The 18146-nt window shown below is 59.0% G+C and carries 17 protein-coding genes; 6 read left to right on the plus strand and 11 right to left on the minus strand.

Annotation, left to right across the window (positions count from 1 at the left end):
* Nucleotides 1–81: 81 nt before the first annotated feature.
* From leuD to QRN55_RS21650, 4 genes are all read right to left on the minus strand, one after another.
* On the minus strand, nt 82–687 hold the full coding sequence (leuD, locus tag QRN55_RS21635) for a 3-isopropylmalate dehydratase small subunit (protein WP_112501076.1): 606 nt from the start codon (nt 685–687) through the stop codon (nt 82–84).
* A 125-nt stretch (nt 688–812) separates the two neighbouring features.
* Complete coding sequence (locus QRN55_RS21640) at nt 813–1319, minus strand: GNAT family N-acetyltransferase (protein ID WP_112501075.1); 507 nt, start codon at nt 1317–1319, stop codon at nt 813–815.
* 237 nt (nt 1320–1556) lie between these two features.
* Nucleotides 1557–3377 (minus strand): translational GTPase TypA, encoded by a 1821-nt coding sequence (typA, locus tag QRN55_RS21645; protein ID WP_284778264.1) that lies wholly within the window; start codon nt 3375–3377, stop codon nt 1557–1559.
* A 173-nt stretch (nt 3378–3550) separates the two neighbouring features.
* Nucleotides 3551–5611: a M3 family metallopeptidase gene (locus QRN55_RS21650; RefSeq protein ID WP_284778265.1), complete on the minus strand. Its 2061-nt coding sequence runs from the start codon at nt 5609–5611 to the stop codon at nt 3551–3553.
* Between the two features lie 190 nt (nt 5612–5801).
* On the opposite strand from QRN55_RS21650, the gene QRN55_RS21655 reads away from it, so the two are divergent.
* Together QRN55_RS21655 and QRN55_RS21660 are read left to right on the plus strand one after the other, a co-directional pair.
* Complete coding sequence (locus QRN55_RS21655) at nt 5802–6272, plus strand: MarR family winged helix-turn-helix transcriptional regulator (protein ID WP_284778266.1); 471 nt, start codon at nt 5802–5804, stop codon at nt 6270–6272.
* Nucleotides 6273–6289: 17 nt separating this feature from the next.
* Nucleotides 6290–7468: a multidrug effflux MFS transporter gene (locus tag QRN55_RS21660; RefSeq protein WP_502871359.1), complete on the plus strand. Its 1179-nt coding sequence runs from the start codon at nt 6290–6292 to the stop codon at nt 7466–7468.
* Nucleotides 7469–7514: 46 nt separating this feature from the next.
* On the opposite strand, the gene QRN55_RS21665 is transcribed toward QRN55_RS21660, so the two are convergent.
* Nucleotides 7515–8738, minus strand: coding sequence for an argininosuccinate synthase (locus QRN55_RS21665; RefSeq protein WP_284778267.1), 1224 nt, complete (start codon nt 8736–8738; stop codon nt 7515–7517).
* A 243-nt stretch (nt 8739–8981) separates the two neighbouring features.
* Here QRN55_RS21665 and QRN55_RS21670 point away from each other — a divergent pair, with 243 nt between their 5' ends.
* Nucleotides 8982–9836, plus strand: a complete 855-nt coding sequence (locus QRN55_RS21670) for an SDR family NAD(P)-dependent oxidoreductase (RefSeq protein ID WP_284778268.1) — start codon at nt 8982–8984, stop codon at nt 9834–9836.
* Between the two features lie 106 nt (nt 9837–9942).
* Nucleotides 9943–10590, plus strand: a complete 648-nt coding sequence (locus QRN55_RS21675; RefSeq protein WP_284778269.1) for a LysE family translocator — start codon at nt 9943–9945, stop codon at nt 10588–10590.
* Nucleotides 10591–10973: 383 nt separating this feature from the next.
* On the opposite strand, the gene rplS is transcribed toward QRN55_RS21675, so the two are convergent.
* Nucleotides 10974–11540 (minus strand): 50S ribosomal protein L19, encoded by a 567-nt coding sequence (gene rplS, locus QRN55_RS21680; protein ID WP_045230967.1) that lies wholly within the window; start codon nt 11538–11540, stop codon nt 10974–10976.
* A 273-nt stretch (nt 11541–11813) separates the two neighbouring features.
* Between rplS and QRN55_RS21685 the strand changes: the two genes are divergently transcribed.
* Nucleotides 11814–12560 carry a sulfite exporter TauE/SafE family protein gene (locus tag QRN55_RS21685; protein WP_284778270.1) on the plus strand — a complete coding sequence of 249 codons (747 nt, stop codon included), beginning with the start codon at nt 11814–11816 and terminating at the stop codon, nt 12558–12560.
* Here QRN55_RS21685 and trmD read toward each other — a convergent pair.
* The 5 genes from trmD to ffh form a co-directional block, all read right to left on the minus strand.
* Nucleotides 12542–13243 carry a tRNA (guanosine(37)-N1)-methyltransferase TrmD gene (gene trmD / locus QRN55_RS21690; RefSeq protein WP_284778271.1) on the minus strand — a complete coding sequence of 234 codons (702 nt, stop codon included), beginning with the start codon at nt 13241–13243 and terminating at the stop codon, nt 12542–12544. The two genes, QRN55_RS21685 and trmD, sit on opposite strands and share 19 nt — an antisense overlap.
* Nucleotide 13244: 1 nt before the next feature.
* Nucleotides 13245–13817, minus strand: coding sequence for a ribosome maturation factor RimM (rimM, locus tag QRN55_RS21695; RefSeq protein WP_065700636.1), 573 nt, complete (start codon nt 13815–13817; stop codon nt 13245–13247).
* Between the two features lie 118 nt (nt 13818–13935).
* On the minus strand, nt 13936–14313 hold the full coding sequence (rpsP, locus tag QRN55_RS21700; RefSeq protein WP_065700637.1) for a 30S ribosomal protein S16: 378 nt from the start codon (nt 14311–14313) through the stop codon (nt 13936–13938).
* Nucleotides 14314–14345: 32 nt separating this feature from the next.
* Nucleotides 14346–14663: a chorismate mutase gene (locus QRN55_RS21705; protein ID WP_045230972.1), complete on the minus strand. Its 318-nt coding sequence runs from the start codon at nt 14661–14663 to the stop codon at nt 14346–14348.
* Nucleotides 14664–14670: 7 nt separating this feature from the next.
* Nucleotides 14671–16248 (minus strand): signal recognition particle protein, encoded by a 1578-nt coding sequence (ffh, locus tag QRN55_RS21710; protein ID WP_045230973.1) that lies wholly within the window; start codon nt 16246–16248, stop codon nt 14671–14673.
* Between the two features lie 335 nt (nt 16249–16583).
* Between ffh and QRN55_RS21715 the strand changes: the two genes are divergently transcribed.
* Entirely contained in the window at nt 16584–17654 is a 1071-nt protein-coding gene (locus QRN55_RS21715) for an MBL fold metallo-hydrolase (RefSeq protein WP_284778272.1), read from the plus strand.
* Nucleotides 17655–18146 lie beyond the last annotated feature (492 nt).

Raw genomic sequence — 18146 nt, forward strand, 5'->3', positions numbered from 1 at the left:
TCGCAAAAGACTCTTTCTCGCCGCAGACGCGGCTCTGCTGGATGCCGGATCAAGTCCGGCATGACGGAAAACAGTATGATCTCAAGCCCAGGGCCGGGCAGAGGCGTTGGTTTTTTCGAACCCTTCGATGGCACCGGCGTGTTCCAGTGTCAGGCCGATATCGTCAAGACCGTTCAGCATGCAGTGACGCTTGAAAGCGTCGATCTCGAAGCTGATCGTGCCACCGTCAGGGCCGCTGATTTCCTGCGTCTCCAGATCGATGCTCAAAACGGCGTTGGACCCGCGCGAGGCATCGTCCATCAGCTTTTCCAGATTTTCCGGGCTGACGATAACAGGCAGAACGCCGTTCTTGAAACAGTTGTTGTAGAAAATATCGGCGAAGCTGGTGGAGATGATGCAGCGAATGCCGAAGTCCAGCAGCGCCCATGGTGCATGTTCACGGGACGAACCGCAGCCGAAATTATCGCCCGCGACCAGAATTTGTGCGTTCTGGTAGGCTGGTTTGTTCAGCACGAAGTCCGGGTTCAGAGAGCCGTCATCCAGATAGCGCGATTCCGCAAACAGGCCGGTGCCAAGGCCGGTGCGCTTGATGGTTTTGAGATAATCCTTGGGAATGATCATGTCGGTGTCGATATTGACGACCGGCATAGGGGCGGCGACACCCGTCAGCTTGGTGAACTTATCCATCTCTCACTCCGAAATCATGCTGCTATCGGCGGCGCCAAAAGCGCGCCCTCTCCATCGCAATAGCGCAAAATCGGGGGCAATTGAAGGCCAAAGCGCGCAAACCCGGTACGCGTCTCACCGAAACGTCAGTGCCAGACAAAACCCAGCTTTCGCAGTTGCGTGCCTGCGAAGTCTTCCATGCCTTCCGCCACGTCTTCACCGCCATGGGAGCGGAAAAAGCGGCTGGCAACGTCACTGTCCTCAAGGCACCAGACCACTGTGCCCTTGCATCCCAATGATTTCAGAAGACGGCGTGCCTCGGTAAACAGCACGGAGCCTAAGCCCATGCCCTGATATTCAGGAAGCAGGTAAATCTCGTAGATTTCACCATCATAGGGCAGTCCACGTGCACGGCTGAGACCCATCGTCGCGTAGCCGGCGATTACGCCAGATATTTCCACCACCAGCATGGTTGCAGAGCCTCGGGTGGCCTTGCGCCACCACGTTTCATTGCGTCGGTCCAGCATCTGCCGAAGCGGCTTATGGGGAATGAGACCCGCATAGGCCTGCTGCCAGGACGATCTGTGCGTGTCCGAAATGGCGCGCGCATCGTCCGGCTCTGCTCGGCGAATATCTATGGATAACGTTTTCATAACGCGATTCTGACCCCGGCGGAGAAAACTTACCAGCCATAAAGGTTAACGGCTCGAAGCTTACCCACAGCCTATTCATGTGGATGAAGGGTAAAAATTAACGCTATATTTACCATTGAGGCAAGCCGCATGCGACTCAGCCCCCAACTAAAAACGGTCAGACGGTTAACGCAGGCGGACAAATAAAAAACCCGGCGCAATGGCCGGGTTTTTCAAATTCACAGATGAGGCTGAAAATCAGCCAGCAAGCTTTGCCTTGTCGAAGCGCTTACGATCGTTGGCGTCCAGGAACATCTTGCGCAGACGGATGGACTTTGGCGTCACTTCCATCAGCTCGTCGTCCTGAATCCAGGAGAGAGCGCGGTCAAGTGTCATGCGGATCGGAGGTGTCAGCTTCACGGCTTCATCCTTGCCGGCGGCGCGGATGTTAGTGAGCTGCTTGCCCTTGAGCACGTTGACTTCAAGGTCGTTGTCACGTGTGTGAATGCCGATGATCATGCCAGCATAAACCTTTTCGCCGGGCTCGATCATCATCGGGCCGCGATCTTCAAGGTTGAACATGGCGTAGGCAACGGCTTCACCAGAACCGTTCGACAGCAGAACGCCCTGGACGCGACCAGCGATAGCACCCTTGAACGGCTGGTAGGAGTGGAACAGACGGTTCATGATCGCCGTGCCGCGAGTGTCGGTCAGAAGTTCGGACTGGTAGCCGATGAGGCCACGGGTTGGTGCGAGGAACTTCAGACGAACGCGGTTGCCGCCGGATGGACGAAGTTCGGTCATTTCTGCCTTACGTTCGGACATCTTCTGAACGACGATACCGGAATGTTCTTCATCCACGTCGATGACGACTTCTTCGATCGGCTCGATGGTCTGACCGTTCTCGTCCTTCTGCATGACGACGCGCGGACGCGAAACGGCAAGCTCGAAGCCTTCGCGACGCATGGTTTCGATCAGAACGGCAAGCTGCAATTCGCCACGGCCTGATACGAAGAACGAGTCCTTGCCTTCGGCTTCTTCGATCTTCAGCGCAACGTTGCCTTCGGCTTCCTTGTACAGACGATCGCGGATAACGCGCGATGTGACCTTGTCACCTTCGGTGCCAGCCAACGGGCTGTCGTTGACGATGAAGGACATCGTCACCGTCGGTGGGTCGATTGGCTGTGCAGTCATCGCTTCGGTAACCGATGGATCACAGAACGTGTCGGCAACGGTGCCCTTGGACAAACCGGCGATCGCAACGATGTCGCCTGCATGGGCTTCATCGATGGCTGTACGCTCGATACCGCGGAACGCGAGGATCTTGGAAATACGACCGGTTTCGATGATCTTGCCATCCTGGCCGAGAACCTTGACGGCCTGGTTCGGCTTGATCGAACCGGATGCGATACGACCGGTGATGATGCGGCCGAGAAACGGGTTGGCTTCGAGGATCGTACCGATCAGACGGAACGGACCTTCTTCAACCGTTGGCTCTGGAACGTGCTTGAGAACCAGATCGAGCAAAGGTGCAAGACCTTCGTCCTTTGGTCCTTCAGGATTGACGTTCATCCAACCATCACGACCGGAACCGTAGAGGATCGGGAAGTCGAGTTGCTCGTCGGTCGCATCGAGGTTCGCGAAAAGGTCGAACACTTCGTTGATGACTTCTTCGTGGCGGCCATCGGGACGGTCGATCTTGTTGATCGCAACGATAGGCTTGAGGCCAACCTTGAGAGCCTTGGAGACGACGAACTTGGTCTGCGGCATCGGGCCTTCAGACGAGTCAACCAGAACGATCGCACCGTCCACCATCGACAGAATGCGTTCGACTTCACCACCGAAGTCGGCGTGGCCGGGGGTGTCGACGATGTTGATGCGAACACCCTTCCACTCGACCGACGTCGCCTTGGCGAGAATGGTGATGCCGCGTTCTTTTTCGAGGTCGTTCGAGTCCATCACGCGCTCTGCAACGCGCTGGTTTTCGCGGAACGAACCGGACTGTTTCAGAAGCTCGTCAACGAGCGTCGTTTTGCCATGGTCAACGTGCGCGATAATCGCGATGTTGCGAAGTGCCATTGTTCAATATCTCTGAGGTTGGGGCGTCATAACTAAAGATGCGCCAATTTAGTCTGGCGGGCTCATAACCTTTTTTTTACAAATGCGAAAGGGGGGCTACGACATAAGCCCCTTGCAGAAACGCCGTATCAGAGTTTTATGACAGTTTTCGGGTGTCTGGCGGCACCCTAAACTTAAACCAGCCCGCGCTTCTTCATCATCGCATCGGGGCTTGGCATCTTGCCGCGGAACGCCTTGTAGGTTTCCTCCGCGTCGATGGAACCGCCAACCGAATAGATGTTGTCTTTCAGCTTGCGTGCCGTTTCGGGGTCGAAGGCGTTGCCGGTTTCCTCGAAGGCGTCGAAAGCATCGGCGTCCAGAACTTCCGACCACATGTAGGAATAGTAGCCTGCCGAATAGCCGTCGCCGGAGAACACGTGCTGGAAATGCGGGGTTGCGTGGCGCATGACGATGGATTTCGGCATGTTGAGCGATCCCAGAACCTCGCTCTGCACCGCCATGGGGTCGCTGACTGCGCCTTGCGTGTGAAATGCCATGTCCACGAGGGCAGAGGAGGTGAATTCGACCGTGTTGAAACCGGCATTGAAGGTCTGGGCGGCCAGCACCTTGTCCAGCAGTGACTTGGGCATCGGTGCGCCCGTCTCGTAGTGAAGGGCGTATTTTTCGAGGATTTCCGGCACTGTCAGCCAGTGTTCGTAAAGCTGGGAGGGCAGCTCCACGAAATCGCGCGAGACGCCGGTGCCGGATACCGAGGGGTAGGTCACGTTGGACAGCATGCCGTGCAGCGCGTGGCCGAATTCATGGAACAGCGTGCGGGCGTCGTCCAGCGATAGCAATGCGGGTTTGCCCTGGGATGGCTTGGCGAAATTGCAGACGTTGTAGATGATTGGCAATTCGCCTGTCGTGCCGTTCTTCAGTGGCAGCTTATGCTGCGACTGAAACGAACTCATCCATGCGCCGGACCGTTTGGAAGGCCGTGCAAAGAAATCGGCGAGGAACATGGCAACGAGGTCGCCTTTGTCATCGCGAATTTCGAAGGTCCGCACGTCAGGGTGATAGGCAGTTGCGTCTTTCAGTTCGATGGCTTTGATGCCGAACAGTCTGTACGCAACGTCGAAGCAGGCTTCTACGATTTTTTCCAGCTGAAGATAGGGCTTGAGCTCCGTTTCCGAGAAGTTGAATTTTTTGGACCGCAGTTTTTCGGCGTAGTGGCGCCAGTCCCACGGCATCACCTCGTGGTTCTTGCCTTCGTCGGCGATCACCGCGGCCAGTTCCGCCTCTTCCTCGCCCGCGCGGGCAACGGCCTTGTCCCAGACCTGCATCAGCAGCGTATTCACCGCATCAGGCGTCTTGGCCATGGTGTTATCGAGCTTGTAGGCGGCGAAATTGTCGTAGCCGAGCAGCTTTGCCTTTTCGTCGCGCAGTTCCAGTGTGCGTTTGACGGTGTCGCGATTGTCGCTCTCGCCACCGTTTTCACCGCGTGCGACCCATGCCTTGAACGCCTGCTCACGCAGATCGCGCCGCTCGGAAAAGGTCAGGAACGGCTCGATGATCGAGCGGGACAGGGTGACGGCGAATTTGCCCTCTTCGCCATGTTCGCGCGCAGCACCGGCCATGGCATCGCGCAGGAAGTCCGGCACACCCGCAAGGTCCCCGTCGCTGGAGAGCAAAAGCTTCCAGTTTTTCTCGTCGGCCAGAACGTTCTGGCCGAATTTCGCGCCGAGACCGGCCAGTTCCTCGTTGATTTCAGCCAACCGCTCCTGCGCTTGCTTTGGCAGCTTGGCGCCGGAGCGCACGAAGCCCTTCCAGTGGCGTTCCAGCACGCGCAACTCTTCGCCGGTCAGGCCGAGCGTTTCGCGCTGTTCCCACAGCGTATCGACTCGCGCAAACAGCGCCTCGTTCATGCTGATCTTCGAATAATGCCGCGACATTTTCGGCGCGATCTCACGCTCCAGCGCCTGAATGGCTGGGTTGGTGTGAGCGCCCGCCTTGTTCCAGAACAGAGCCGAGACGCGCGACAAGGCATCGCCTGCGATTTCCAGCGCAACGATCGTATTGGCAAAGCTCGGCTGCGCCGCGTCACCCGCTATGTCATCGATCTCGGCATTGTGGGCGGCCAGTGCGGCATCGAAGGCACCGGCGAAATCCTCGTCCCTGATAGCATCGAACCGGGGCAATCCATGGGTGCCGTTCCATTCGGTCAAAGCGGGATAGAGCGCGGCGGTGGATGTCATGGTCAAGTCCTCATGCAGATGCGATTTGTTTGCCATATGGGCACGGCTGATGGTGTCTTTCAATATCTGCGTGCCGATCCGGCCTATGACTTGCAAAACTATTCCCGTGGGATGCCTCGGTCAGCAGCGATGCGCCTTGCCAGGGGGAGACGAAGTTTTTTATAAGAGGGCCTTACAAAACAGGCGCGCCATGAAAACGTCACCCCAAACAGAATCGCTGGCCTTCCTGCTCAACAGCAGCGCCCGGTTTCTCAACAGCGCCTTCGAGCGCCGCATCGCCGATGCGGGCCTTGGGCTGACACCAGGGGAGGCGAGGGCACTTTTGACGGTTGCGGCCATCGATGGCAGCAAACAGGCCGATATCGCCACCCGTATCGGGCTGGAGCCGATGACCGTCTGCACCTATCTCGACAAGCTCGAGCAGCTCTCTCTGGTCGAACGGCGACCCAACCCGGACGATCGCCGCTCCAAATGCATCTATCTGACGCCGACATCCGAGGATCTGCTGATCGCCGTGCGTATCGAAGTCGAAAGCCTGATCGGGCAGGCAACGGAAGGCTTCAGCCCTGACGATCTCTCCCGATTTCACGGGTTGCTGACGATCGTGCAGAAAAACCTGCAATTGGCGGTCAGCGACAAGACCAAGCAAAGCGCCTCATGAGCATGGCATCGTCAGCAATGACCGTCCGGCGCACCGCGATCCTCGGCGCCATGCTCACCGCGCTGGGGCCGGTATCGATGGCAATCTATACGCCTGCCATGCCGGAGTTGGTGCGGGCTTTTGCCACCAGCGAATCCGCTATCAAGCTCAGCCTCACCCTGTATTTCGGCGGTTTTGCCGTGTCGCAGCTTGTATCAGGTGCCATGTCGGATGCCTTTGGCCGTCGCAAGGCGACGATCTTGTTTCTGCTTGTTTATCTCGTCGGCGGTGCGCTCGCCACCTTTGCACCCAATGTCGAAACGCTGCTAATCGCCCGGCTCATTCAGGGCATTGGCGCATCTGTCGGCGTCACGGTCGCACGTGCTGTGGTGCGGGATCAGTTCAGTGGTGCGCAGGCCACCGGCATCCTCAATCTCATCGGCATCATGCTGGCCGTCGGTCCTGCGGCAGGGCCGACCATTGGGGGATTGTCGCTGCTGGCCTTCGGCTGGCAGTCGGTCTTCGTGCTGATGCTCGGCTTCGGCCTGATCTCCATCACCGCCATCGTCCTTTGTCTTCGGGAAACGACGGTGCCGGACCCCGCCCGTCTTCGTCCATCGCGGCTGTTGCAGGCCTATGGCGAGCTTCTGGCTTCGCCGCGCTTCGTGCTGTCGGCGCTCGTGCTGGGCGGCACGGTCGGCGCGCTTTATGCGCAATCGACCATGCTGCCCTTCATTCTTATCAACGAGGTCGGCCTGTCACCCACGGCCTTTGGCATGGGCATGCTGATGCAGTCGGGTGCGTATTTTCTGGGCTCGCTCGCTTTGCGCTTTATGGCCGCAAGGATTGGTGACCGGCGCTCGGCCTTTATCGGTATCTGCCTGTCGGCAAGCGGAGGCGGGTTGATCTTTCTGTCGGTGCATCTCATCGCGCCGTCTTTCCTGTCCATCATGGGGCCGGTGGCGGTGGCGACCTTCGGTCTTGCGCTGATCACGCCCTATATCATCACGGCGGGCATGGCGCCGTTCCCGCATATTGCCGGTTCTGCCTCGGCCATGATGGGCTTTATCCAGATGAGCGCAGGGTTTTGCGCAGGCGTCGCTGCCTCGCTGCTGGGCTCGCCGCTCACCGCCTTCGGCACCATCATTCCGCTGATGGAGTTTACCGGCGTTGCCAGTTATATCGGCTTTCTTTTCCTGTCGCGCAGGCAGACGTAAAAAAGCCCCGGTGGGTCACCGGGGCTTCGAAGAGATCGGACGATGCTTACTTGCCGAGGTTGCGCTTGGCGAGTGTGCGCAGACGCAGCGCATTGAGCTTGATGAAGCCCGCTGCATCCTTCTGGTCATAGGCGCCCTGGTCGTCCTCGAAGGTCACCAGCTTGTCGGAATAGAGCGACTTGGCCGATTCGCGACCCGTGACCATGACGTTGCCCTTGTAGAGCTTCAGCGTCACTTCGCCTTCCACATGCTCCTGGCTCTTGTCGATCAGCGCCTGCAGCATTTCGCGCTCTGGCGAGAACCAGAAGCCGTAATAGATCAGCTCGGCGTAGCGCGGCATGATCTCGTCCTTGAGGTGGGCCGCACCCCGGTCGAGCGTGATGCTCTCGATGGCTCGGTGGGCCGCCAGCAGAATGGTGCCACCGGGCGTTTCGTACACGCCGCGAGACTTCATGCCGACATAACGGTTTTCGACCAGATCGAGACGACCGATGCCGTTGTCGCGACCGTAATCGTTGAGCGCGGCCAGAAGCGTTGCAGGCGACATTTCGACGCCGTTGATGGAGCAGGCATCACCGTTGCGGAAACCGACCTTGATGATGGTTGCCTTGTCGGGTGCAGCTTCCGGGGAGATGGTGCGCATATGCACGTATTCCGGAGCCTCGACTGCCGGATCTTCCAGAACCTTGCCCTCGGAAGACGAGTGCAGCAGGTTGGCATCGACGGAGAACGGCGCTTCGCCCTTCTTGTCCTTGGCAACAGGGATCTGGTGCTGTTCGGCGAAATTCAACAGATCGGTCCGGCTCTTGAACGTCCAGTCGCGCCATGGCGCGATGATCTTGATGTCGGGGTTCAGCGCATAGGCCGAAAGCTCGAAACGAACCTGGTCGTTGCCCTTGCCGGTCGCGCCATGGGCGATGGCGTCGGCACCGGTCTTTTTGGCGATGTCGATCAGATGCTTGGAAATCAGCGGGCGGGCAATCGAGGTGCCCAGCAGATAGACGCCTTCATAGACGGCATTGGCGCGGAACATCGGGAAGACGAAATCGCGCACGAATTCTTCGCGCACATCTTCCACGAAGATTTCCTTGATGCCCAGCATCTCGGCCTTCTTGCGCGCAGGCTCCAGCTCTTCGCCCTGGCCGAGATCGGCGGTGAAGGTCACGACGTCCGCGTTGAGCTCGGTCTGCAACCATTTCAGAATAATGGAGGTATCAAGCCCGCCGGAATAGGCGAGAACGACTTTCTTAACGTCTTTGGGAAGGGTCATCGGTGAAATCCATTTGCGTATCGGCGACATCAGGATATCGCCATTTCCTTGGGATTTCGGCACTTTTAGCAAGTTTATCGGCGCGTGCAACAAAAATGCAAAACGGCACGTGGATGGAACGCTTTCATCTTCATGTGACTTGAAGGGCCGAAAAGACTAGACTGTACAGCGCGTCAGTAGAGCGCATGGTTCCATGGGACATCGCTGCCGGAGATTTGAAGCGGTAGCGAAAAGGAGAAACCAATGACGATCCTTCACAACGCATTCGCACCAGACAATGTCGCCGTCGTCACCGGTGCCGCCTCCGGTATCGGCCTTGCAGCCGCCCGCAAATTTGCCGGTTTCGGCATGAGTGTCGTGCTTGTTGACCTCGACGGTGAAAAGCTCGCCGCTGCCCAAAGCGAAATTGCCGCCCTTGCGGAAAATGGCCACGAGCAGATCGTTTCCATTCCAACCGATGTTTCCAAACTCGATGAGCTGGAAGCGCTGGAACGCGCCGTCATCCAGCGCTTCGGGCGCGTCCATGTGCTGATGAACAATGCGGGCGTACAGCCGGGCAGCGCCATCTTCGGACCACAGGCGAACTGGGACAAGGTTTTCGGCGTCAATCTGATGGGCGTCGTCAATGGAAGCCGCGTCTTCGGTTCCGGCATGCTGGCCCATGGAGAGGCGGGTCTCATCATCAACACCGGCTCCAAGCAGGGCATCACCACACCGCCGGGCGACCCGGCCTACAACGTGTCCAAGGCAGGCGTGAAGGCCTTTACCGAAGCCTTGGAATATGAGCTGAGAAACGCGCCGAACGGTAATATTTCGGCCCATCTTCTCATCCCCGGCTTCGTCTTTACCGGCCTGACCGCCAATGGCCGGACGGAAAAACCATCGGGTGCATGGACGCCGGAACAGACGGTCGATTTTATGATCGACGGAATCGGAAATGGCGATTTCTACATTCTTTGCCCTGACGGCGAGGTGAACCGCAAGACGGATGAGAAACGCATCCTCTGGGCCGCCAACGATCTCGTGCAAAACCGCCCGCCTTTGTCGCGCTGGCACGAAGATTACAGCGATGATTTCAAATCGTTTCTGAACAGCTGACTTGCCTGCCGCGCCTGCGGGCGCGGCATTCTTCTTGCGGGCAGTTGGCAGCTTCTCGAAACGGCGTTATGAACAGGCATCAACCCCTTGCAAGTGTGGTGCCGCCGTGGAATTCATACCGAGCCTGCCGACCCTGATTGCCTTCACCATTGCCATTCTGCTTCTGGCGGTCACGCCCGGCCCGGATATGACCCTCTGGATCAGTCGATCCCTGCGCGAAGGTCGCACCGCCGGTTTCATGACGCTGGTAGGCACCAATCTGGGCATCACCGTCCACACCATGCTCGTGGCCTTCGGCGTGGCAGCCCTAATCGTCGCGTCCCCCACAGCCTTTCTGGTGCTCAAAACAGGCGGCGCCGCCTATCTCGTCTGGCTGGCCATTCAAGCCATCCGCAAGGGCTCGAATTTCGTCATGGAGCGTCCGAAGGATCAGAAGCCACAGGCATCTTTGACGTCCGCTTTGCTGAACGGCATCTGGGTCAATCTGCTGAACCCGAAAGTCATCATTTTCTTCATGACCTTCCTGCCGCAATTCGTCAGCGCCTCGGACCCGCACGTCACCGGCAAACTGATCTTCCTCGGCCTCTGGTCCATCATCGTCGCCCTGCCCATCGGCATCGGCATCGTCGTTGCGGCAGATGGTCTCTCCGGCTGGCTCCAGCGCAATCGCAAGGTCCTGCGCGGGCTGGATTACACCATCGCCGGTGTCTTCTCCCTCTTCGCCGTCAAGATTTTCCTGACGCAGGCGAAGTAAGACTTCAACCCTAGCTTTCAGTTTCGCATCAATTCCTCTGCTACCTTCACCTGCAGTCTGGTATCACGAGATAAATGACTTGGTTTGAAGTGTGAGGGCAAGAGCGCATTGGATGGTGGTGGGTGGGGCTTACCCCCCTCTGCCTGCCGGCATCTCCCCCACAGGTGGGGAGATCGAATCGTGGCAACCTTTCGGCCATCTCACATGTCGAAAAAGAAACGATGTCGGCGCTCCCAGCCGATCTCCCTCCTTGTGGGGGAGATGCCCGGCAGGGCAGAGGGGGGTAAGCCACACCCACCGCCACCAAACACACATCACGCACCAAAACGAAAAAAGGCGGCCCGAAGACCGCCTTTATCCAAATTCCCGAAAAACGGAAAAGCTTATTCAGCTGCGCCTTCGGCAGGCTTTGCAGCCTCTTCAGCGGCCTTCGCTGCTGCGGCTTCTTCGGCTGCCTTGGCTTCAGCAGCTTCTGCTGCGGCCTTTTCAGCGGCAAGAGCCTGTGCTGCTGCAACCTTTTCAGCTTCGATGCGTGCCTTTTCTTCGGCAGCGGCCTGACGCTCGCCGTCGTTGAGCTTGCGAGCGCGAACGCCGGTGTCTTCGACGATACGGGCAGACTTGCCGCGACGGTCACGCAGGTAGTAGAGCTTGGCGCGACGGACCTTGCCGCGGCGAACGATTTCAACGCCTTCGACCAGCGGAGAGTAAACCGGGAATACGCGCTCGACGCCTTCGCCGTAGGAAATCTTGCGAACGGTGAAGCTCTCGTTGATGCCGCCGCCGGAACGGGCGATCACGACGCCTTCGTAAGCCTGTACACGGGTACGTGTACCTTCCGTTACGCGTACGTTGACGCGAACGGTGTCACCTGGGGAAAATTCTGGAAGCTTGCGCTTCGCTTCGATCTTGGCAGCCTGTTCGGCTTCCAGCTGTTCGATAATGTTGGTCATATTAACCTCTGAGTTCTTCTGAAACAGCCAGAGCGCTCAACTGTCATCCCTTGAAACCTTTGTCTCGGGACTATGCCTTGCGGCAGGAGCGGGTTCACCATTCTTTGCTTGCGGTTAAAGGGGTAAACCCCAGTTCCACGCGGGCCATTACAGCAAGACGACGCATTTGTCATCCCTCTTGTGACATTATTTTGTCGGTCGCGGCCTGATTGTCGGCACGCCAACCAACGGATATGGAGGATAAAAGCGCCGCAAGACGCGCCGGGAGGGCCCATGTCTATCTTCATCATTCTGCTGCTGCTGGCTAGCGGTTTTCTGTCCGGCGCAGTCAACGCCATCGCAGGCGGCGGCACGTTTCTGACCTTCGGGGCCATGACGATTGCCGGCATCGCACCGATTTCGGCCAATGCCACCTCTTCCATCGTGCAGTTCCCCGGCTATGTCACCTCCGTCATCGCCTATTGGCCGGAAATTCGCGCCCATTGGAAAGGTGCGGTCTTTCTCGCCATCCTTTCCATCGCCGGATCGACCGCCGGTGCGCTCCTGCTTCTGTCGCTGGACAATCCCGCCTTTCGCCAGCTCGTGCCCTGGCTTCTGCTCGCCGCCACGCTGCTGTTTGCGGCGGGCCCATGGCTGCGGCCCCGAACCAACACGCAGCGCTCTCCCGGAAACGCCGCAAGCCTGATCGGCCAGTTCTTCACCTCGATCTATGGTGGGTTCTTCGGTGCTGGCATGGGCATCATGATGCTGGCCGTGCTGGGCCTGACGGCTGGCGGCACCTACCATCACCTCAACGCGCTGAAAAACCTGCTCGCGGTCGTCATCGCAGCCGTGGCCATCGTGGTCTTCGTAGGCGGTGGCGTGGTCGCCTGGCCCGCAGCACTGATCATGATCCCGGCGTCGGCCGTTGGCGGTTATAGCGGCGTCTATATCGCGCGCCGCGTGCCGCAATGGATCATCCGCGCTTTGGTCATTTCGGTCGGCCTGTTGCTATCGGTCTACTACTTCGTCTCGACCTGAGACGCTTTTCCCAAAAGGTCGGGGCGGCGCTCTTTGGTCAGGGCCAGCGCCTGCTCGTGGCGCCATTTTTCGATGGCCTTGTGGTTGCCCGACGTCAGAACGGCTGGAATATCGCGCTCTTCCCACACTTGCGGGCGGGTATAATGCGGATGCTCCAGCAACCCACCCTCGAAGCTCTCATGCACGCCGGAGAGATCATTCCCCATCACGCCCGGCAGAATGCGCACCACAGCATCCAAGAGCGTCAGCGCCGCCGGTTCGCCACCGGAGAGAATATAGTCGCCGATGCAGACCTCTTCGAGCTCGCGCGCATCGATCACCCGTTGATCGACGCCCTCGAAGCGACCGCAGATGATGATAACGCCATCGCCTTGCGCCAGCTCGCGAACGCGCTCCTGCGTCAACGGCTTCCCACGCGGGCTCATCAGCAGGCGTGGACGCGTATCGTCCTGCGAGCAGGCATCGATGGCCGCTGCCAGCACGTCAGGCTTCAGCACCATGCCAGCACCACCGCCCGCTGGCGTGTCATCCACGCTGCGATGCTTGTCGGTGGCAAAGTCGCGGATTTGCACCGGCTCTATCTGCCACTGCCCGCGCTCCAGCGCCTTGCCTGCCAGCGAATGGCCGAGATGCCCCGGAAACATGTCCGGGTAGAGCGTCAGCACGGTTGCCTTGAATGTCATGTTATTTTTTCTTGCCGAAGATCGGATGATCCGGGTCATCCTTGCCGTCGTCGGGATTGTCGATCAGCCCGGCAGCCAGCGGATCGATCAGGATTTTTCCGCCTTCGAGGTCGATTTCCAGAACCGCAGCCTCGGAAAACGGAATGAGTGTCGGACGACGACCAGCGCCTTTCAGCTCCAGCAGATCGCCCGCGCCGAAATCATGGACAGCGGCGACCGAGCCGTAGCTTTTGCCCTCGGCATCGACGGCCTCCAGCCCTTCCAGATCGGTATAGTAGAATTCGTCTTCGTCCAGATCGTCGTCGGGCAGATTGTCGCGCTCGATGAACAGTTCCAGCCCGTTCAGAGCTTCCGCCGCATTGCGGTCATTAACGCCGCGAAAGCGCACGATGACGACCGTTTTGGCTTCGCGTATCTCGAGGATTTCGAACACCCGGCCATCGCCAGCAATCAGGTTGCCGTAATCGCCCAGCGCCGTCGGATCATCCGTAAACGAGCTGACCCGCACTTCGCCGCGCAAGCCCTGCGCCGCGCCAATCTTGGCCATGAGAATGGGGTTTTCCAGCTTTGCCATCGGTCGTCCGTTTCGGTGTTCGTCTTTGAAAATCTATGTACGGCATGTTGCCGTCAAAATAAACACAAACGGGTGGCGCGGAAATCCGCACCACCCGTTCAAATCGTGCCAACCGGACTTATTCGGCAGCAGATGCTTCTGCGGCAGCAGCAGCGGCGTCGTCAGCCTTCTGCTTCTTCTCGGCAATGCGCTCGACTGCCTTCTTGCCTGGCTTTGCCTTTTCAGGGTTGCTGCGGGCGTCGCGTGTTGCAATGCCAGCTTCTGCGAGGAAGCGCAGAACGCGGTCCGTTGGCTGCGCGCCCTTGGCAATCCATTCCTTGACGAGGTCAGCATTGATCTGGATGCGATCAGCGTTGTCCTTGGCAAGCATTGGGTTCCAGGAACCGACCTTCTCGAGGAAACGGCCGTCGCGTGGCGAACGGGCGTCAGCAACGACGATCTGGTAGTACGGGCGCTTCTTGGAACCACCGCGTGCGAGACGAATTTTCAGTGCCATGTTGTTTCTCCTTATAATGGCTTGCCCGCCGGTCAGGCGGTCTTGTCGGTGCCGTTGTGTTCAGCGGCAATTGCTTCATGATGCCGGATGACTTCCTTGATGATGAAGTTCAAGAACTTCTCGGCGAAATCCGGGTCCAGATCGGCGTCCTTTGCCAGGCGGCGCAGGCGTTCGATCTGGTATTCCTCGCGCGCCGGGTCTGCCGGCGGCAATTCGTGGGTTGCTTTCAAAACGCCAACCGCCTTGGTGCGTTGGAACCGTTCTGCCAGCATATGCACCAGCGCCGCATCGATATTGTCGATGGACTGGCGGTATTGCGAAAGTTGAGCTTTTACGTCTGCGTCGGTCATCACAGTCTCACTTCTTCTTGCCAAAACCGGGCAGGCCGGGAAGACCGCCCAGCCCCGGAAGCTTGGGTCCACCGAGACCCGGAAGACCGGGCATTCCGCCCATGCCACCAAGACCCGGAGGCATCGCGCCGGGCTTGCCGAGACCGGCAGCTTCGGCCTGCTTTTGAAGCGCTTCCAGCTGCTTGGGGTCCATATTGGCCAAATCAGGCATGCCGCCCATTCCACCACCCAGACCCATCTTGCCCGCAAGGCCGCCCATCATCTGCTTCATGATGCCGCCCTTGCCTTTGCCGCCCATGGCTTTCATCATGTCGGCCATGCCGCGATGCATCTTCAGCAGCTTGTTGATTTCGGCGGCATCCGTGCCAGAACCGGCAGCGATGCGCTTCTTGCGGCTGTGCTTGAGCATGTCAGGATTGGCGCGCTCGGCCTTGGTCATGGAGGAGATGATGGCGATCTGACGGTCGAACATCTTGTCGTTCAAACCGGATGCGGCCATCTTGTCCTTCATGCCGGACATGCCGGGCATCAGACCCATGATGCCGCCCATGCCGCCCATTTTCTTCATCTGGCCCAGCTGGTCGGCCAGATCGTTCAGATCGAACTTGCCCGACTGCATCTTCTTGGCCATCGCCGCGGCTTTTTCCGCATCGATGTTTTCAGCAGCCTTTTCGACCAGCGAAACGATGTCGCCCATGCCCAGAATTCGGTCGGCGATGCGGCGCGGGTGGAACTCGTCCAGCTCGCCCATGCGCTCACCGGTACCGATCAGCTTGATCGGCTTGCCGGTCACCGCACGCATCGAAAGGGCGGCACCGCCACGGCCATCACCGTCCATACGGGTCAGCACGAGGCCGGTAATGCCGACGCGCTCATCGAAGTTACGCGCCAGATTGACGGCGTCCTGACCGGTCAAGCTATCAGCGACCAGCAGGATTTCGTGCGGCTTGGCGTTTTTCTTGATCTCCGCCATTTCCATCATCAACGGCTCGTCGATGTGGGTACGACCGGCAGTATCGAGGATCACGACATCATGGCCGCCAAGTTTGGCAGCCTGTACGGCGCGCGAAGCGATATCGGTCGGCGATTGTCCAGCGATGATCGGCAGCGTATCGACGCCGGTCTGCACGCCCAGCTGGCGCAGCTGCTCCTGGGCTGCCGGACGACGCGTGTCGAGAGATGCCATCAGCACCTTCTTCTTGTCGCGGTCGGTCAGGCGCTTGGCAATCTTGCCTGTCGTCGTCGTCTTACCGGAACCCTGCAGACCCACCATCATGATCACGACGGGGGCAGCGGCGTGCAGATCGATCGCCACGCCTTCGGAGCCCAGCATCTCGACCAGCTCGTCATGGACGATCTTGACGACCATCTGGCCAGGCTTGATGGCTTTGAGAACCGAAGCGCCAACGGCCTTTTCACGGACCTTGTCGGTAAAGGACCGCACGACTTCCAGCGCCACGTCCGCTTCCAGCAGCGCACGGCGAACCTCACGCAGGGCTGCCGTCACATCGGCTTCCGAAAGCGCGCCACGGCCCGTCAGTCCATTCAAAATGGAGCCAAGCCGGTCCTGGAGGTTCTCAAACATCGCGTCATCCTTCTTCGTTTCGGAGTCACCGAAACGTCGGTTCTTTTGCTGTCAAAAACAAGACGCCCGATAAAGGACATAGCCAAAAAGCACCCGAGGGCGCATCGCGCTGTCGGATGTTTGCCTCCGGGATCATCTATACCTTGCGGGTCCCGGTCGGCGGCTGCGGTCATGAAACTGCCAGCTGATGGGCGCGGGTTAACAGCAAATGCGCGAGAGAGTCAAGGCAACACGCCATTTTTCACGAGAGCGCAACGGCTGACGTCTTCGTGAAAACACCTCGACCCTGCATCTGCCCGCTTGAAGAGGCTGCGGCGCACTCCTATAGATTCGTCATGAAAAGACGCAGCCTCTTCAAACTCTCGTTTCTCGGCGCCCTCCTGGCGGGCGGTGGTCTTTATGCGCGCCAGTCCAGCGCCAGCGCCTATTATAAAGGCCCGATGTCGGATCATTTCGATGGTACGCGCTTCTTCAATCCCGGCGGCGAAGCACCCAATGGCTTCCTCGACCTGATGAAGTGGCGGTTCGATGGCGACAAGGCGACCTGGCCAGACGCCTATCCCAGCCCCTTTCCCTTCGTGAAACCGGACGAGCGTGTGAACGGTACCGACCTGCGCGTCACCTTCGTCGGCCACGCCTCTTTTCTCATCCAGACGGCAGGCTTGAATATTCTGGTCGATCCCGTCTGGTCGGAGCGCACCAGCCCCTTCAGCTTCGCCGGTCCCAAGCGCGTCAACCCGCCCGGCATCCCATTCAAGGACTTGCCGCCCATCGATCTCGTGCTGGTCACGCACAATCACTATGACCATCTGGATACGGAAACGCTGCACCAGCTCCACATCCACCACAAACCGCATTTCGTCACGCCACTGGGTAACGACGCCGTCATTCGCACCCGTGTCGAAGCGGCCAATATTTCCGTGGGTGACTGGGGCGATGTGCTAACGGTCGCGCCCGATGTGAAAATCCATTTCGAGCCCTGCCATCACTGGTCGGCCCGCGGCCTCAACGATCGCCGCATGGCGCTGTGGGCCGCCTTCGTCATCGAAACGCCAGGCGGCAAGATCTACCACATCGGCGATACCGGCTTCCACAGCGGCCTCAACTACCACGCAGCCCGCAAAAAACACGGCAGCTTCCGCCTAGCCAACCTGCCCTTCGGCGCATACGAGCCCCGCTGGTTCATGAAAGGCCAGCACCAGAACCCGTCGGAAGCCGTCGAAGGCATGAAGATTTGCGGCGCAGCCTATGCCTGCGGCCACCACTGGGGCACGGTGCAACTCACCGACGAAGCCATCGACGCACCCGTCATCGCGCTAAAGGCTGCACTGAGCGAACACGGCGTCCCAGAAGACCGCTTCCGCCCGATGCGCCCCAGTGAGGTGTTTGACGTGCCGATGGTTTGAGTTTGGCGGGTGGGGCGGCGGCTTGCAATTCCAACACTTAGCGCTCGACTAAGATGCTGGAATTGCTTTTTCGATTGATGACAGAGCCAGCCGCTCACCCCCCTCTGTCCTGCCGGACATCTCCCCCTCAAGGGGGGAGATCGGTAAGAGGCACGATCATGGCTCCAATGGCAGCCGTTAGACGGTTGGTCTGCAATACACGTCGTACCCAGTGCAGCAGCGCAACGCTCAAGATGACCGGCAAGCGAGCCCCCAGCCGATCTCCCCACTTGAGGGGGAGATGCCCGGCAGGGCAGAGGGGGGTAAGCGGCACCCCAAAACATCAAAGATGAAAATACTTCCAAGCTAAATCAATAGCTTAAAAGAAAAACCGCAAAAAACACCAAAAATCCCCCCGCAACTTTCTCAACGGCGCGCGAATCACCCGCACAATTGTCCCGTTCCGCCCTCGGATACACCGCAAGGCGTTGCGGCGAGGCGGGACCGGCGCTG

Source organism: Agrobacterium sp. lyk4-40-TYG-31 (genome assembly GCF_030209855.1).
GTDB lineage: Bacteria > Pseudomonadota > Alphaproteobacteria > Rhizobiales > Rhizobiaceae > Agrobacterium > Agrobacterium vaccinii.

Excerpts from the sequence above, each read along its gene's own strand:
- leuD (WP_112501076.1), bottom strand. The coding sequence starts at position 687 with ATGGATAAGTTCACCAAGCTGACGGGTGTCGCCGCCCCTATGCCGGTC.
- QRN55_RS21640 (WP_112501075.1), bottom strand. The coding sequence starts at position 1,319 with ATGAAAACGTTATCCATAGATATTCGCCGAGCAGAGCCGGACGATGCG.
- typA (WP_284778264.1), bottom strand. The coding sequence starts at position 3,377 with ATGGCACTTCGCAACATCGCGATTATCGCGCACGTTGACCATGGCAAA.
- QRN55_RS21650 (WP_284778265.1), bottom strand. The coding sequence starts at position 5,611 with ATGACATCCACCGCCGCGCTCTATCCCGCTTTGACCGAATGGAACGGC.
- QRN55_RS21655 (WP_284778266.1), top strand. The coding sequence starts at position 5,802 with ATGAAAACGTCACCCCAAACAGAATCGCTGGCCTTCCTGCTCAACAGC.
- QRN55_RS21660 (WP_502871359.1), top strand. The coding sequence starts at position 6,290 with ATGACCGTCCGGCGCACCGCGATCCTCGGCGCCATGCTCACCGCGCTG.
- QRN55_RS21665 (WP_284778267.1), bottom strand. The coding sequence starts at position 8,738 with ATGACCCTTCCCAAAGACGTTAAGAAAGTCGTTCTCGCCTATTCCGGC.
- QRN55_RS21670 (WP_284778268.1), top strand. The coding sequence starts at position 8,982 with ATGACGATCCTTCACAACGCATTCGCACCAGACAATGTCGCCGTCGTC.
- rplS (WP_045230967.1), bottom strand. The coding sequence starts at position 11,540 with ATGACCAACATTATCGAACAGCTGGAAGCCGAACAGGCTGCCAAGATC.
- QRN55_RS21685 (WP_284778270.1), top strand. The coding sequence starts at position 11,814 with ATGTCTATCTTCATCATTCTGCTGCTGCTGGCTAGCGGTTTTCTGTCC.
- trmD (WP_284778271.1), bottom strand. The coding sequence starts at position 13,243 with ATGACATTCAAGGCAACCGTGCTGACGCTCTACCCGGACATGTTTCCG.
- rimM (WP_065700636.1), bottom strand. The coding sequence starts at position 13,817 with ATGGCAAAGCTGGAAAACCCCATTCTCATGGCCAAGATTGGCGCGGCG.
- rpsP (WP_065700637.1), bottom strand. The coding sequence starts at position 14,313 with ATGGCACTGAAAATTCGTCTCGCACGCGGTGGTTCCAAGAAGCGCCCG.
- QRN55_RS21705 (WP_045230972.1), bottom strand. The coding sequence starts at position 14,663 with ATGACCGACGCAGACGTAAAAGCTCAACTTTCGCAATACCGCCAGTCC.
- ffh (WP_045230973.1), bottom strand. The coding sequence starts at position 16,248 with ATGTTTGAGAACCTCCAGGACCGGCTTGGCTCCATTTTGAATGGACTG.
- QRN55_RS21715 (WP_284778272.1), top strand. The coding sequence starts at position 16,584 with ATGAAAAGACGCAGCCTCTTCAAACTCTCGTTTCTCGGCGCCCTCCTG.